The 14,966-nt window shown below is 68.1% G+C and carries 17 protein-coding genes; 6 read left to right on the top strand and 11 right to left on the bottom strand.

The annotated features are described in order from the left end of the window. Positions 1-14 precede the first annotated feature (14 nt). Positions 15-1,718, bottom strand: coding sequence for a 3-oxosteroid 1-dehydrogenase (gene kstD, locus ACFVJ5_RS12150; protein ID WP_379220033.1), 1,704 nt, complete (start codon positions 1,716-1,718; stop codon positions 15-17). A 172-nt stretch (positions 1,719-1,890) separates the two neighbouring features. Between kstD and ACFVJ5_RS12145 the strand changes: the two genes are divergently transcribed. The 3 genes from ACFVJ5_RS12145 to dmpG are packed head-to-tail and all read left to right on the top strand — an operon-like array spanning position 1,891 to position 4,671. Next, entirely contained in the window at positions 1,891-2,676 is a 786-nt protein-coding gene (locus ACFVJ5_RS12145) for a 2-keto-4-pentenoate hydratase (RefSeq protein WP_379220032.1), read from the top strand. A 19-nt stretch (positions 2,677-2,695) separates the two neighbouring features. Continuing rightward, positions 2,696-3,601, top strand: coding sequence for an acetaldehyde dehydrogenase (acetylating) (locus ACFVJ5_RS12140; protein ID WP_194825625.1), 906 nt, complete (start codon positions 2,696-2,698; stop codon positions 3,599-3,601). A 14-nt stretch (positions 3,602-3,615) separates the two neighbouring features. After that, the gene (gene dmpG / locus ACFVJ5_RS12135; protein WP_379220031.1) at positions 3,616-4,671 is read left to right on the top strand and encodes a 4-hydroxy-2-oxovalerate aldolase; all 1,056 of its coding nucleotides are present in this window, start codon (positions 3,616-3,618) and stop codon (positions 4,669-4,671) included. Between the two features lie 66 nt (positions 4,672-4,737). Here the strand turns inward: dmpG and ACFVJ5_RS12130 are convergent, their stop codons facing one another. Then, positions 4,738-5,505 (bottom strand): SDR family oxidoreductase, encoded by a 768-nt coding sequence (locus ACFVJ5_RS12130; RefSeq protein ID WP_379220030.1) that lies wholly within the window; start codon positions 5,503-5,505, stop codon positions 4,738-4,740. Between the two features lie 70 nt (positions 5,506-5,575). Here ACFVJ5_RS12130 and ACFVJ5_RS12125 point away from each other — a divergent pair, with 70 nt between their 5' ends. Further along, the gene (locus tag ACFVJ5_RS12125) at positions 5,576-5,923 is read left to right on the top strand and encodes a winged helix-turn-helix transcriptional regulator (protein ID WP_379220029.1); all 348 of its coding nucleotides are present in this window, start codon (positions 5,576-5,578) and stop codon (positions 5,921-5,923) included. Positions 5,924-5,971: 48 nt separating this feature from the next. Continuing rightward, positions 5,972-6,823, top strand: coding sequence for a GNAT family N-acetyltransferase (locus ACFVJ5_RS12120; protein WP_379220028.1), 852 nt, complete (start codon positions 5,972-5,974; stop codon positions 6,821-6,823). On the opposite strand, the gene ACFVJ5_RS12115 is transcribed toward ACFVJ5_RS12120, so the two are convergent. The 6 genes from ACFVJ5_RS12115 to zapE all read right to left on the bottom strand — a co-directional run bounded on the left by ACFVJ5_RS12115 (position 6,807) and on the right by zapE (position 12,210). Then, entirely contained in the window at positions 6,807-7,283 is a 477-nt protein-coding gene (locus ACFVJ5_RS12115) for a hypothetical protein (RefSeq protein WP_379220027.1), read from the bottom strand. The genes ACFVJ5_RS12120 and ACFVJ5_RS12115 overlap by 17 nt on opposite strands. Beyond that, positions 7,280-8,554, bottom strand: a complete 1,275-nt coding sequence (locus ACFVJ5_RS12110; RefSeq protein ID WP_379220026.1) for a DUF58 domain-containing protein — start codon at positions 8,552-8,554, stop codon at positions 7,280-7,282. Before ACFVJ5_RS12110 ends, ACFVJ5_RS12115 begins: the two co-directional genes overlap by 4 nt. Next, positions 8,551-9,513 carry a MoxR family ATPase gene (locus ACFVJ5_RS12105; RefSeq protein WP_056818940.1) on the bottom strand — a complete coding sequence of 321 codons (963 nt, stop codon included), beginning with the start codon at positions 9,511-9,513 and terminating at the stop codon, positions 8,551-8,553. The genes ACFVJ5_RS12110 and ACFVJ5_RS12105 overlap by 4 nt, the downstream gene beginning before the upstream one ends. A gap of 17 nt (positions 9,514-9,530) precedes the next feature. Continuing rightward, positions 9,531-10,025 carry a hypothetical protein gene (locus ACFVJ5_RS12100; protein ID WP_101464691.1) on the bottom strand — a complete coding sequence of 165 codons (495 nt, stop codon included), beginning with the start codon at positions 10,023-10,025 and terminating at the stop codon, positions 9,531-9,533. A gap of 64 nt (positions 10,026-10,089) precedes the next feature. Continuing rightward, positions 10,090-11,019, bottom strand: a complete 930-nt coding sequence (locus ACFVJ5_RS12095) for a DUF4129 domain-containing protein (RefSeq protein WP_379220025.1) — start codon at positions 11,017-11,019, stop codon at positions 10,090-10,092. Positions 11,020-11,157: 138 nt separating this feature from the next. Beyond that, positions 11,158-12,210, bottom strand: a complete 1,053-nt coding sequence (zapE, locus tag ACFVJ5_RS12090; RefSeq protein WP_379220024.1) for a cell division protein ZapE — start codon at positions 12,208-12,210, stop codon at positions 11,158-11,160. A 65-nt stretch (positions 12,211-12,275) separates the two neighbouring features. On the opposite strand from zapE, the gene ACFVJ5_RS12085 reads away from it, so the two are divergent. Continuing rightward, on the top strand, positions 12,276-12,905 hold the full coding sequence (locus ACFVJ5_RS12085) for a TetR/AcrR family transcriptional regulator (RefSeq protein ID WP_379220023.1): 630 nt from the start codon (positions 12,276-12,278) through the stop codon (positions 12,903-12,905). On the opposite strand, the gene ACFVJ5_RS12080 is transcribed toward ACFVJ5_RS12085, so the two are convergent. From ACFVJ5_RS12080 to ACFVJ5_RS12070, 3 genes are read right to left on the bottom strand one after another with little or no spacing between them, the layout of a single operon-like run. Further along, positions 12,878-13,315 carry an NUDIX domain-containing protein gene (locus ACFVJ5_RS12080; protein WP_379220022.1) on the bottom strand — a complete coding sequence of 146 codons (438 nt, stop codon included), beginning with the start codon at positions 13,313-13,315 and terminating at the stop codon, positions 12,878-12,880. The two genes, ACFVJ5_RS12085 and ACFVJ5_RS12080, sit on opposite strands and share 28 nt — an antisense overlap. 25 nt (positions 13,316-13,340) lie before the next feature. Next, complete coding sequence (locus ACFVJ5_RS12075; RefSeq protein WP_379220021.1) at positions 13,341-14,540, bottom strand: lipid-transfer protein; 1,200 nt, start codon at positions 14,538-14,540, stop codon at positions 13,341-13,343. After that, positions 14,537-14,959, bottom strand: a complete 423-nt coding sequence (locus ACFVJ5_RS12070) for a MaoC family dehydratase (RefSeq protein ID WP_056819362.1) — start codon at positions 14,957-14,959, stop codon at positions 14,537-14,539. Before ACFVJ5_RS12070 ends, ACFVJ5_RS12075 begins: the two co-directional genes overlap by 4 nt. Between the last annotated feature and the right edge of the window lie 7 nt (positions 14,960-14,966).

Genomic DNA, 14,966 nt, shown 5'->3' with positions numbered 1-14,966 from the left:
CGTCGGGCTGACGCTCATGCTGTCGCCTTCGTCGAGTCGCTCGACTTCTTGGCGACGATGTCTAGCACCGCCAGGTAGGCGAAGGTGATCGCGGGGCCGATGGTGGCGCCGGGGCCCGCGTAGGTGTGGCCCATCACCGGCGAGCTGGTGTTGCCCGCGGCGTAGAGGCCGTCGATGACGGAATCGTCCTCGCGCAGCACGCGTGCGGCGGTATCGGTGACGAGGCCGCCCTTGGTGCCGAGGTCGCCGGGCACCATCTTCGCCGCGTAGAACGGGCCCTGCGACAGTTCGGCCAGGCACGGGTTCGGCTTCACGGTCGGGTCGCCGTAGTAGCGGTCGTAGTGGCTGTTGCCGCGACCGAAGTCCTCGTCCTTGCCCGCGGCGGCGAAGCCGTTGAAACGCTCGATCGTCGAGGTCAGGTTGTCGACGGGCACGCCGATGCGCTCGGCCAGCTCCTGGATCGTGTCGGCCTTGACGATGTTGTCGTTCTCCATCCAGCGCGACGGAAAACGCTGTCCCGGTTGCAGGCCCGCGAAGATGTAGCGGTTGCGGTAGCGCTGGTCGAACACCAGCCAGGACGGCACGTTCTCGCCGGGGCCCGCGCCCTGGCCGTACTCACCGCCGTACATGGTGTGCACCGCCTCGACGTAGGGGGCGGACTCGTTGCCGAACCGCTCGCCCCGGTCGTTGACCATGATGGTGCCGGGCAGGTTGCGCTCGGCCAGCGCGAACCAGGGCTTGCCGCCCTTGAAGATCGTCGGACCCCACCAGGCGTCCTCCATGAAACCGACCGTCGCACCCGCTGCCATACCCGCGACGATGCCATCGCCGGTGTTGGCCGCGGCACCGGTTGTCCACTCAGTGGTTATCGGCTGACGCTGGTACTTGGCCCGCATGTCGGCATTGTGTTCGAACCCGCCGGCGCCGAGCACCACGCCGTAGCGCGCGGTGAAGGTGACCGGTTCGCCGTCGACGGTGGCCTTGACCCCGGTGACCTTGCCGTCGGTGACCACCAGGTCGGTGAGTGGGGTGTTGAGCAGCACCGGCACGCCCGCGTCGAGCAGGCCCTTGCGCATGGCGGCGATGATGGCCTGCCCCATGCCGAGCAGATGCTTGCCGGTCCACTTGGCCAGGTAGGTGCGCGCGCCGACGCGCAGCGCCCGCATCGCGCCCTTGGGATGACGGCGGATCAGATTGAGCCGCACGAAGTCGGCCTGCATGACGACCACGTTCAGCGGTGCCTTGGCGTACGGAGGTTCCAGATTGACCAGTTCCGCGCCGAGCACCTTGCCGTTGAACGGCGTCGGTTCACACGAACGCCCTTGACCGAGCCCGCCCGGCGCCTCGGGGTAGTAGTCGGAGTAGCCGGGAACCCACTTCATCTTCAGCGGGGTGTGGTCGAGGACGAAGTCGAACGCCTCGGCGCCACGATCGAGGTAGGTATCGATCTTCTCGGCGGGCACCACGTCGCCGATGATGCTGTGCAGGTAGGTGCGCGCGTCCTCGCGGTCGTCGGGGCGGCCTGCGGCGAGCAACGCCTTGTTGCCCGGAATCCAGACGCCACCGCCGGATCGGGCCGTCGACCCACCGTAGTGCGCGGCCTTCTCCAGCAGCACAACGCTCAGTCCCTTGTGCGCCGCCGCGAGGGCGGCGGTCATCCCGGCGGCGCCGCTACCGACGACCACGACATCGTATTCCCGATCACTCATGTAGAACACGTTATAGAAGGGTCCGGTCGTTGGACAGATAAAAACAGAACTCAGTAGAACATGTTGCAGAAATCACCAGATGTAGCGTTGTATTGTCAGGTGAACGGCTGATGCTGGACTGGAAAACCGGTTACAGTTTTGGCGTCTAGATCCTTCCGACCGTGCTGCCAAGGAGGTCCGCGTGCTGCCTGACGCGGTACGAACCCATCTCGCCGACGAACTGGCCCGCGCCGAAGACGAGCGTGTCGCCGTGTTGCCGCTCGTCGACCGGTTCCCCGATATCGATGTGGTCGACGCCTACGAGATCCAGCTGCTCAACATCCAGCGTCGGCTCCGGTCCGGCGCGAAGGTCGTCGGGCACAAGGTGGGGCTGTCGTCGAAGGCGATGCAGGAGATGATGGGCGTCGACGAGCCCGACTACGGTCACCTGCTCGCCGACATGGAGGTCTTCGAGGACGTTCCCGTCGACACCTCGAAGTTCCTGCTGCCGCGCGTGGAGGTCGAGGTCGGATTCGTGCTCGGTGCCGACCTGCCCGGCGAGGACTGCACCGAGGCCGACGTGCTGGCCGCGACCGTCGCGTACGCGCCCTCGATCGAACTCATCGACTCGCGCATCAACGACTGGAAGATCGGCCTGACCGACACCATCGCCGACAACGCCTCCTCGGCCGGGTGGGTGCTCGGCAAGGAACGCGTCGCACCCGGCGACATCGACATCAAGGCCATCGACGCCGTGCTCACCCGCAACGGCGAGGTCATCGCCGAGGGCCGCAGCGACGCGGTGCTGGGCGATCCGGTGATCGCCGTCGCGTGGCTGGCGCGCAAGGTCGCGACCTTCGGGGTGCGGTTGAAGAAGGGCGACATCGTGCTCCCCGGTTCCTGCACCCGCGCCATCGACGCCCGCCCCGGTGACGACTTCCTCGCCGAGTTCACCGGACTCGGTTCCGTCCGTTTGCGTTTCAGCTGAGACTTCCTAGGAGTACACCGTGACCAGCAAAGTCACCGCCGCGATCGTGGGGTCCGGCAACATCAGCACCGATCTGCTCTACAAGCTGCTGCGCTCGGACAAGATCGAGCCGCGCTGGATGATCGGCATCGACCCGGATTCGGAGGGGCTGAAGCGGGCAAGCGGGCTGGGTCTGGAAACCTCCGCCGAGGGCGCGGACTGGCTGCTCGCCCTCGACGAGAAGCCGGATCTGCTGTTCGAGGCCACCTCCGCCTACGTGCACCGCGCGTACGCGCCGAAATACGAGGCAGCGGGTATCCGCGCCGTCGACCTCACCCCGGCCGCCGTCGGCCCGGCCGTGATCCCCCCGGTGAACCTGGATTCGCTGCGGGACGCGGCGAACGTCAACATGATCACCTGCGGTGGCCAGGCCACGATTCCGATGGTCAACGCGGTCTCGCGGGTTGTCCCGGTGTCCTACGCCGAGATCGTGGCCTCGGTGTCCTCGGTGTCGGCCGGGCCGGGTACCCGCGCGAACATCGACGAGTTCACCAAGACCACCTCCAAGGGTGTGGAGACCATCGGTGGCGCCGAACGCGGTAAGGCCATCATCATCCTGAACCCGGCCGAGCCGCCGATGATCATGCGCGACACCATCTTCTGCGCCATCCCCGAGGATGCCGATCGCGACGCGATCTCCGAGTCGATCTTCCGGATGGAGAAGTCCATTCAGGAGTACGTGCCCGGCTACCGACTGCTCAACGACCCGCAGTTCGACGAACCGTCGCTGGTATCCGGCGGCTTGGCGAAGGTGTCGATCTTCGTCGAGGTCGAGGGCGCAGGCGACTTCCTGCCGCCGTACGCGGGCAACCTCGACATCATGACGGCCGCGGCCACCAAGGTCGGCGATGTGCTGGCCGATCAAATCCTCTCGGCTCGGGCGTAAGGGAGAACTCAACCATGAGCAATGTGCGCAAGCCCTACTCGGGCGAACTCGATGTGCGTGTCACCGATACCTCGCTGCGCGACGGCTCGCATCACAAGCGTCACCAGTTCACCGTGACCGAGGTCCGCGACATCGTGGGCGCGCTCGACGCGTCCGGTGTCCCGGTCATCGAGGTCACCCACGGTGACGGCCTGGCCGGATCCTCCTTCAACTACGGGTTCTCCAAGACCCCGGAGCAGGAGCTGATCAAGGCCGCCGCGGAGACCGCCAAGCAGGCCAAGATCGCCTTCCTGATGCTGCCCGGCGTGGGCATCAAGGAGGACATCAAGATCTCGCAGGACAACGGCGCGTCCATCTGCCGCATCGCCACCCACTGCACCGAAGCCGATGTGTCCATTCAGCACTTCGGCTACGCGCGGGACCTGGGCCTGGAGACCGTCGGCTTCCTGATGATGGCGCACAGCACCACCCCGGAGCTGCTGGCCGAGCAGGCGCGCATCATGGCTGACGCGGGCTGCCAGTGCGTGTACGTCGTCGACTCGGCGGGCGCGCTCGTGCTGGAGCAGGTTTCGGACCGCGTCTCGGCGCTGGTCGCCGAACTCGGCGATGACGCGCAGGTCGGCTTCCACGGCCACGAGAACCTCGGCCTGGCCGTGGCGAACTCGGTGTACGCGGTGCGCGCGGGCGCGACCCAGATCGACGGCTCCGCACGGCGTTTCGGCGCGGGCGCGGGCAACCTGCCGGTCGAGGCCTTCATCGGCGTGTGCGACAAGCTCGGGGTCAAGACCGGCGTCGACTTCTTCGCCGTCACCGATGCCGCCGAGGACGTGGTCCGCCCGGCCATGCCGTCGGAATGCCTGCTCGACCGTCAGGCGCTGATGATGGGCTACGCGGGCGTCTACTCCAGCTTCCTGCGCCATGCCGAGCGGCAGGCCGAGCGCTACGGCGTCTCCGCCGCGGAGATGCTGGTGCGCGCGGGCAAGCGCAAGCTGGTCGGCGGCCAGGAAGACCAACTCATCGACATCGCCCTGGAACTCCAGCGCGAAGCTTCGGTTACCGCCTCGGCCTGATGCGGACCCTCCGAACGGCGTGACCCCCGGGTCACGCCGTTCGGCGTTGCGGGCCCACCACGTTTTTCACCGCGTGAGCGCACCGGCGGCAAGATAGTCGTCGCCGCCGACGAAGTACGTGTGCCCGTCGGCGACCGCTTCGGTGCCTGCCCGAACAATCACGCGCGCGAAGTCCTCGACAGTGGGCAACGGGCCTGCCGCGCGGCGGGACTCGACACTGCCCGGATCGCGCCGTTCCAGCAGGCGGACGATGATCGTCCCGTCGATCATGTCGCCGGATACCACCGTGAAACCGACTCCGCGCTCCCGGAATTCGGGAATCAGCGCTCGTAGCGCGTCCTCGCCGGCCCGCTTGCTGCGCGCTATCGGCGTGTAACCCTGTGGCACGTTGTCGTTCTCGTGGATGAAGTGCGCCTGATGGCTGGTGACGAACACGATCCGGCCGCCCTCGGACATCAGCGGCAGCATCGCCGTCGCCAGGTTCACCTGCGCGTCCCGGTTGAGCCGGAGTGCGTACCCGGGATCGGCATCCCGCTCGAGCCCGCCGGACGCGTTGAGCACCAGGGTGTCCAGCCGCCCGAACGTCCGGCCGACCTCCTCGACCATCCTCTCGACAGCCGCCGGATCGGAGACATCGGCGCCGAGCACCGAAGCGCTGCCACCCGTGGCCGCGATCGCGTCCACGACATCCTGGGCCCGCTTACGCTTCTCCCGAAAATTCACGACGACATGCGCCCCGGCCGCGCCGAACTGCGCGGCCGCTTCAGCCCCGATCCCCCGTGAAGCGCCGGTGACCAGCACGATCCGCTGATCCTGTCGCACTGTCGAATCCATCGTCGATCTCCTCGTCCATCCCCGACCGGCCGTCATGCTTCTGATTCAGAAGCAACTATCGTGCTTCTGAATGAGAAGCGCAACCGGCGACGAGCCCTCGCAAGCGATCCTGGCCGCAATCGACCTACTCGGTCAGCGCTGGATGCTGCGCGTGATCTGGGAACTGGAGCCCGGCCCCCTCGGCTTCCTCGACATCCGCCGACGCATGGGCAACTGCTCGTCGAGCATGCTCTCGGACCGACTCCAGCAACTCCAGTCCGCGGCGCTGATCCACAAGAACGGCCAACGCGGCGCCTACGAGCTCACCACCGAGGGCGCCCTCCTCGCCGAATCCCTCCAGCCCCTGTGGGACTGGTCCGAGAACCGGACCCCCACCGGCGACGGCAACGGCCGAATCCCGTGGCGTCCCGACCGCTAGTCCACTGATCGCCGGAAAACCGCTGGACAGCGGCGATATAACTGGCTGATGAGCGAGGATGCGGCGACATTGTTCTGCGATACCGGCATGGCTGCCCGGATCGAGCGGATGGAGACCGATGCCATCACCGGCGGAGTGAGCACGGGGCTTCGCAGGGGGAAGGTGGAGTTCACCGGGTTCGCTCACGAGATCGCCGGGGGCGCGGCATGTTTCGCGGGCCCCGGTTCTCCGCTGAACAAGGTGGTCGGAGTCGGCTTCGCCGGGGTGCCGACGGCGGCGCAGTGGGAGGCCGTCGAACAGGCTTATGCCGAGGTGGGGACACCGGTCCAGGTGGAATTGGCACATCTCGCCGACCCACGGATCGGAGCCGACCTCACCGCCCGCGGGTATCGGTTGGCGTCGTTCGAGAACGTGCTCGGCCTGCGTCCGAGGGGCCGCTCGTGGCCGACATCGCAGTCGGTCGAGGTACGTCGCGATGACGAGAACGGGCTCGATACCTGGCTCGATACGGTCGTCGACGGCTTCGCCCACCCCGACGACGGTCTATCCACCCACGAAGAGTTCCCTCGCGACATCCTCGCCGCTGTCATACGAGACCTCGCCGCCACCGGCGACACTCACCGCTACCTCGCCTACCGAGACAGCATTCCCGCAGGCGGCGCGAGCCTCCGGATATCCGACGGCATCGCCGCGCTCGCCGGGGCGGCGACCCTGCCCGCGCACCGTCGACACGGCGTCCAAACAGCGCTGCTCTCGGCCCGCCTCGGTGCCGCGGCCGCGGCCGACTGCGACCTCGCGGTCGTCACCACCGAGCCCGGATCGAAATCCCAGAAGAACTCCCAGGCCCAGGGCTTCGCGCTGCTCTACACCCGAGCGGTGCTGGTCAAAGACCCCGCTTGAGGCCCGAGTCCTCGTCGACGCGGATCTCTTCGACGGTCGGTCCCTTGGCCGACAGGCCGCTCACCAGCAGGGCGTAGATCGCGACGATGAGGATGGGCGCGGCCAAGGGGGCCCAGATCAGTTGGACGGGGACCCAGGCCGCGGTGGCGGCGGCGATGGTGAACAGGACCGCGCCGCCCACCGAGGGAATGGTGGTGGGGACCACGCCTTCGGGGGCGTGCAGGACGGCAGCGTTGAGCAGATAGGTGGTGGCGACCAAACCTGTTGCCGCCGCGGCTATTACGCCGACGTCGGCGAAGGCAAGAGCCGCGATGGTGATCAGCACCGCGCCCACCGAGGCCGGGCGCCACCACCAGCTCGCGATCACCAGCGCCAGCGCGGGCACGCCGGCGAGGGGATTGATCAGCGCGACCGCGGCGACCAGGAGCAGACCGGCCAGCAGGGCAAGGAATCTCGTCATCGGCGTACCCGTACTGCTCGGCGATGTTCGGGCAGCAGGCGCATGGCCTGGTCGAGGCGGGTGCCTTCGGGCCAGGCGATGATGTCGACGCCGACGGTGCCCATGTCCCGATACATCGAGGCGCGTTCGAGCTGCCACATCTTGGCCATGGTCGGGTCGAGGCCGTCCTCGAAGGGGGTGCCGCGCAGGACGTCGACCGCGACCACCACGTGGCCGCGTTTGCGCAGGTCGATCAGGGACAGCGCGAACTGGGTGTCGAGCAGAGTGGAGAAGGCCACCACGATCGCGCCGATCGGGACGGCGGCGTGCGGTGCGAGAGTGCCGGTGGTCTCGACGTGTTCGTCACCGACGCCCAGGACGGTGTCGACGATGCGATAGAACTGTCTGCGGCCGATGTCGGGGCGCAGCCAGCGGGGCGATTCACCGAGGCAGACCACGGCGGTGCGGTCGCCGGACTGCAGGGTCGACTGCACCACCTGGGCCGCGCCGCGCACCGACAGTTCCAGCGACGCGCTGGCGGGGCCGGGCGCCTGCAAGGACGTGTCGACCATGACCACCACATCGGCGGAGCGGTTGGTGAACCGCTGGGTGACGTAGAGCCTGCCGCGCCGCGCGCTCACCGGCCAGTTGACGGCGCGCAATTGATCGCCCGGCGTGTAGGCGCGGATGTCGGCGTATTCGACGCCGGGACCGTGCCTGCGGGTCAGGTGGGTGCCGATGCGGTCGGGAAGTTCGGTGCGCGGCATGCGCATTCGCTGCGGATCGGCGATGGGGTACACGTAGAGCTTGGCCGCGGGCAGCTCGGTGGTCGCGACCGCGAGACCGGCCGGGCTCAGCGCCGACACCTTCACCTGCACCGGATACCGGCCCCAGCGGGTGGCCGAGAGCCCGAGTCGCATGCCCGCGGGCGCACCGCCGGAATCGTGGGCTTCCTCGACCTCGAGTTCCAGGCCGGGCATCGGCAGGGCGGTCATCCGCAGCAGGGCGTGCCCGCTCTCGACGAAAGCGACCGCGCTACACCCGATCACCTCGTTCTCGAAACAACGCACGGTGCCGCTGCCGTCGACCTGGACCCTGGTCGGCGCCTGCTGCCACGGCGCGGTGGCGAGCACGCCGAGCATCGGCGCCGCGAAGACGACCAGCTGCCACTGCCCCAGCAGCACCGCGACGACCAGTGCGGCTGCCGCGCACCCGGCCAGGATGAACACCAGCGGGGCGGGCCGCCACCGGAGGTCGACCTCGACCGTTCTGGATTCGTCGCGATGCTTCATGTGCTCGTGGCGCGGGGCACCGGTAGCCGGCGGAGTAGTTCGGTGATGACGTCCTCGCCGCGGATACGACGCACCCACATTTCGGGGCGCAAAGTGATGCGATGCGACATCGCCGCCACCGCGAGGGCTTTCACATCTTCGGGGATCACGTAGTCGCGCCCGAGGAGCAACGCCCTCGCCCGCGACATCTGCACCAGGTCGAGTTCGGCACGTGGGCTGGCGCCGACTTCCACCTGCGGATGACTGCGGGTGGCCGAGGCCAGCGCGACGACGTAGCTCACCACGTCGGGGTGCACGGTGACGAACTCGACCGACTGCCGCATCTCCATCAGCCCCTGCGCGTCGACCACCTGGCCCACTTGCGGTGCGGTGGAACCGCGTTCGAGCCTGCGCCGGATCATCTGCGTCTCGTCGGCCTCGGAGAGGTAACCGAGACGCAGCTGGATGGCGAAGCGGTCGAGCTGGGCCTCGGGCAGCGGGTAGGTGCCCTCGTACTCGATCGGGTTGTCGGTGGCCAGCACCACGAACGGCTGTGGGAGCAGGAAGGTTTCGCCGTCGATACTCACCTGACCCTCCGCCATCGCCTCCAGCAGCGCGGCCTGAGTCTTGGGCGGAGTGCGGTTGATCTCGTCGGCGAGCAGCACATTGGTGAAGACCGGACCGCGACGGAAGTTGAACCGGCCCGACGCCATGTCATAGATCGTCGAACCCAGCAGGTCGGCGGGCAGTAGATCGGGCGTGAACTGCACGCGGGTGAAGTCCAGGCCGAGCGCGGCCGCGAAGGACCGCGCGATCAGGGTCTTTCCGAGGCCCGGCAGGTCCTCGATGAGTACGTGGCCTCCGGCCAGCACGGCAATCATGATGAGCTGCATCTCATCTCGCTTGCCGACTACGACACGGCCCAGCTCACGCAGTACGGCATCGGAGCGCTGGACGGTCACGTTCAACGGCATTGTCATCGGTGGCCTCTAACCCCTCACATCGTCTGCAAACGGCGCAGGATCTCATCCAGCGCCTCTCTACCCGGTGCGCGACCGGTGTGATCGCGCAGCGCGGAGTTCGCCGGATCCACCCAGCGCCACAGTTCGGGTCCGAACTGCAGCTGACCGGCGGCCTCGGTGGCCCGGCGATTCTTGGAAACCCTCAGCCCGGTGGACAGCTCGAATTCCTTGGCGAGCAGCGGCCGCAGGTGGCGGTCCCAGTCGGCGCGGGTGCCGTCGGCGCGGGCGGTGAGCATCTCGGCGCGCGCGTGCCAGCGACCGAGCATCTCCGCCGGACCGTTGTCGATGTACTCGGTGAGCGGTTCCTCGCGGATCACGCGGTGCCGCAGCGACCAGACCAGCATCGCGAGCGCCGCGGCCACCGGCACGGCGACCGCGAGCAGCACCGAGTCACGATCAAGACGTACCAACGTCACTTCGATCACCGCGACCGCGAGCACGGCCGTCACAATCACCGAAGTCCGGTTCACGCTGCGCCCTCCTGGCATGCTCGGGCGCCCTGCGTGGTGACGCGAGCTACCGCCTCCGGTCCGCTCATGCCGTCACCAACCTGCGCTGCAGGTCCGTGAGCACGATGCGCAGCAGTTGTTCGGCGCGCATGCGCTGCCATTCGAGCATCGAGTGCGGGCTGAACCGCGCCTCCTCGAACAGCGCGACCAGCTCGCGGGCCGAAGCATCGTGCAGCACACCGCTTTCGAAGGCCCTGGCCAGTACCTCCATCGGAGTGTCCGAGGCCAGCGGGCGGGCGGCGCGGTCGCTGGACAGACCACGCTCCATCGCCACATAGCAGGCGATGATGGCGGTGCGCGGGTCCTGGCCCGGGGCGTTCATCGCGGCGAGGCCCATTTCGGCGGCGCGCGTGAGGGAGTCGACTTCGCTGGAGGTCGGTTCGTCCTCGACGGGCGCGACAGGGGCCGGTTCACGCCGCGCGGCGACAGCCACGACGACCAGGCCGACCAGCGCGACCACGATCAGCACGATCGCTAGGATCGCCGCGATCACCAGCGCGGTGCCGGTGAGTTCGGTGGGTCCGGTGGTGGGGTCCGCGGCATGGGTGTCGGTCGTGGGGACGGGGCCGGAGCCCTCGGTCAGCGTCTCGGAGGCCGGGCGCATCGGGCGCGCGCCGGGCAGCAGGAACAGCGCGGTGACCCCGCCTGCGAAGATCAGCGCCACCGCGGCGACGGCGATCGGGACCAGCAGCGCCATCCTGCGCCACTGGATGCGCGGCATGGCGTCGCGTTCGGCTTCCGGCATCGCCAGGGGCAGTCGATGCTGGCTGGCGATCACGCCCGCGACCAGGATGACGATCGAGACCAGCAGCAATACCGGCATCACGGCGATGAGCAGGGCAGAAGGGGCTCCGGTCGAGGTCGCGCCGGAGCCGGGCAGCGTGCCCTGCAACGCGATCGTCGAAGCGACGACCAGTGCGATCACGACAATCGCCCGCGTAATGGGCTGATTCACCCCGATCACAGCTGTACCACCAAACCCCAGAGACTGCACAAAACAGCCACATAGTTACATGCCGAGTGGTCCGCTCGAGAGGAAATCGATGCTTTTGGACCCCTCCCCTCTCATTGTCCCCCCGTGATCAAGGGCTTGCTACGCAGTGCGAACGTCCGACACGCCAGTTAATGGCAACTCACCGAGACGGCTGGCGGTGCGAGCGAGATCGGGAATCGCGGGGACCCCCGCGGTCAGGTCGTGTGGGCGCTGCGGGGCGTGGACGGTGAACGGGAGATCGGCGTCGTAGAGGACATCGACGAGATTCACCAGGCGCATCGACCAGTCCGGCGGGACCTCGCGCAGTGGCGGGACCTCGCGCAGGGTCCAGTGGCGGTAGCGCTCGGTGAGGCGGAGGTAGTCGGCGGCGCTGGTGGGGGCGGCGCAGATGTCGCGGAAGTCGAGGGTGATGGCGTCGGTGGCGGCGTGGGCACGGATGGTTCGGCCGTTGCCGAGGGGCACGTCGACGGGGCCGGCACCCATCAGGGGTCCGGCACCCACCGTGAGCACGTAGCGACCCGCGAGGAAGCCGGTGTCGCGGTGTGGCGTGCGGGTGCGGTAGTCGAGTGGTCCATCGACAACGACCGTGTCGAGGTTGGCCAGGATCAACTCGATGGTGGGCACGAATGCGTCATGGAACAGCGGGTTGGGCAGGAGATCCTGGGGCCGGTAGTTCGAGGTGACCACGAGGGTGCGGTGGTCGGCGAAGAGGGCTTCGAGCATGCGGGCGATGAGCATGGCGTCGCCGATGTCGGTGACGTGGAATTCGTCGAAGCAGACCAGGTCGGCGTCGCCGAGGAGTTCGTCGATGGCACGTTCGATCGAGCCAAGGGCGTGCGTGGCCGCGTGGAGGGCGGCGAAGAAGGTGTGGAAGTGGAAGCGGCGCTTGTGCTGTGTCTCGACCGCGCCGAAGAACCGGTCCATCACCATGGTCTTGCCACGACCAGGTCGGCCGTGCAGGTAGATGCCGGCGCGATCGGCCCGCCGATCGCCCCTTTCAGCGAGGCGCGGGAGCGGGATGCCGAACGGGCCGGTGCGTCGAGTGGGGTGCCCACCGTGCGCTAGGTGCCCGTCGACCGGATCGAGCAGTGATTCGAGCGCGTGTAGGGCCGCTTGCTGTGTGGGGTCGAGCACCACGGTGTCGGGTTTCATGCGAGCCTCCTCAGTCCTCTACAGTTGTAGAGGACGGGCGTCGTCGACGGCCAGGAGAGGTGACGATGTCCACAGACCGGCGGGCACAGATCGTGGCGGGGGCCATCGAACTCATCGCGACCCGGGGAATCCGCGCGCTCACCCACCGCGCGCTGGACACCCAGCTGGCCCTGCCCCCGGGTTCGACCTCGTACTACTTCCGCACGCGACGAGCCCTGATCGAGGCGGTCGCCGACGGGATCACCACTCGCTCACGCGCGGATTTCGTTGCCGCACAGTACGAATCAGCGACCCACCCGGAAGAGGTCGCGCGCGAAGAATCAGTCGGTCGGCCGATGGATCCCGTGCAGGTCGCGCACGACATCGCGGCCTGGCTCGATCACCTACTCGCAGCTCGCCGTAACGAGCTGATCGCCCGGCACGCCCTGATCATCGAGGTCATGTCCGACCCGGAACTACACGCCCGTCTGGCAGGCAGCCTGTTCTCGCTGGACCGCGCAACAGACCTGTTCGGCGCCCTCGGTGCCGCCGATCCCCGCGAATCGGCCCACGACTTCCTCGCACTGCTGGAAGGGCTCGTGTTCGATCGGTTCGCGGGACTGCGGGCAGGATCGGCGGGCACCGTCGACCAGCTCGCCCGCCCGCTGACCGATTCCCTGACGAGCGGTCAGTCCCGCCAGCCGAATTCGGAATAGGTGGCGGCCGAATTCAGCGCGGTCAATCCGAGCGCGGAATACTCGATCAGGTCGGCGGGCAACTCGTTCAGCGGAAACCATCGCAATGCATAGCATTTATCGGGCTCCCGATTGAAAGGCTCACCGCGCCAAGTTTCGACGCGGAAGAACAGTCCGAGGCGGGAGTCGCGACCGGGGGCGGTGACGTGGGCGACGTGAAAGAGCCGCAGGGCGGTGGGATCGATGTCGACCCCGACCTCCTCCGCGGCCTCACGGACCGCTGCCGCCGCCACCGACTCGTCGGCTTCGAGCTTTCCCGACGGCAGGTGCCAGCGGTGATCGAACGCGTCACCGCTGCGGCGCAGGCTCAGCAGGACCTCGTCACCGCGGATCAGCAGGATGTGCACGTCGACCAGGTGGCGGGGAGTCACCCGGTCGAGCGTACGAGAGCCGAAGCTACGACGTCAGGACGAGTCCGGAGGTGGGGACGCCGGTGCCCGCGGTGACCAGGATGCGTTCCAGGGCGTCGACCTGGTTGACCGAGGTGCCGCGGATCTGGCGCACCGCTTCGGCGATGCCGTTCATCCCGTGGATATAGGCCTCACCGAGCTGGCCGCCATGGGTGTTGAGCGGAAGGCGGCCGCCGAGCTCGATGGCGCCGTCGGCGATGAAGTTCTTGGCTTCGCCACGGGGGCAGAAGCCCAGTTCCTCGAGCTGCATGAGGACGAACGGGGTGAAGTGGTCGTAGAGGATCGCGGCCTGCATGTCGGCGGCGGTCAGGCCGCTCTGTGCCCACAGCTGGTCGCCGACGAGACCCATTTCCGGCAGGCCGGTCATGGCGTCGCGGTAGTAGCTGGTCATCACGTACTGATCGGCGCCGCTGCCCTGTGCGGCGGCCGCGATGATCGCGGGGCGCTGCGGGAGGTCGCGGGCGCGTTCGACGCTGGTGACCACGATGGCGACGCCGCCATCGGACTCCTGGCAGCAGTCGAGCAGGTGCAGCGGTTCGGCGATCCAGCGCGAATCCTGGTGCTGTTCCAGGGTGATCGGCTTGCCGTAGAAGAAGGCGTTGGGGTTCACCGCGGCGTGCTTGCGGTCGGCGACCGCCACCGCGCCGAAATCGGCACTGGTCGCGCCGGTGACGTGCATGTACCGGCGGGCCACCATCGCGACCTGCGCGGCGGGCGTGCCGAGACCCTGCGGGTAGGCCCAGCCCGCGTCGATCCCCGAGGACGTGGGCGCGGCGGCCAGCGCGGGCGAGAACTGACCGAATCGGGCGCCGGACCGCTCGTTGAACGCGCGATAGGCCACCACCACATCGGCGACCCCGGTGGCCACGGCCATCGCGGCCTGCTGCACGGTCGCGCAGGCCGCGCCGCCGCCGTATCCGATGTGGCTGAAGAACTTCAGGCTCGGAATGCCGACCGCCCTGGCCACCGCGGCCTGGGTGTTGGTGTCCATGGTGAAGGTGGTGAGGCCGTCGACGTCGGCGGGGGTGAGACCGGCGTCGGCCAGCGCCGCGCTGACAGCCTCCGCGGCCAACCGCAATTCGCTGCGACCGGAGTCCTTGGAGAAGTCGGTGGCACCGATGCCGACGATGGCGGCTCGGCCGGAAAGACCGGCGCGGTCGGCGGATTCGGCTGAGGTGGTGCTCATTTCGGCTCCAGATCGGGAAGGGCGATAACGGCCGTGGCGGTGATGTGCTCGCCGAGGCTGTCTTTGCCGTGCACGTCGATGGTGACCTGGGTGCCGTCGATCTCGGTGACCGTGCCGGAAAGGGTCAGGGTGTCACCGGCGTACAGCGGCACGCCGAGACGAAGCGCGATGCGCTTGACCAGCGCACGCGGACCGGCCCAGTCGGTGACGAAGCGCTGCACCAGACCGGTGTCGGTGAGAATGTTGACGAAGATGTCGCTCGACCCGCGCTCGACCGCCTTGTCGCGGTCGTGGTGCACATCCTGGAAGTCCCTGGTGGCCAGGGCGGTGCTGATCACGAAGGTGGGATCGGCGTGAATCGCCAACTCCGGCAGCACAGTTCCCACCGCGAGGGTGGCGAGTTCGACCGTGGGGGTCATCGAGGCG

Origin of the sequence: Nocardia sp. NPDC127606 (assembly GCF_042671725.1) — a bacterium.
Classification (GTDB): Bacteria; Actinomycetota; Actinomycetes; order Mycobacteriales; family Mycobacteriaceae; genus Nocardia.
Note: the sequence above shows the minus strand (reverse complement) of the source record. Positions and strands in the feature narration are given on the sequence as shown.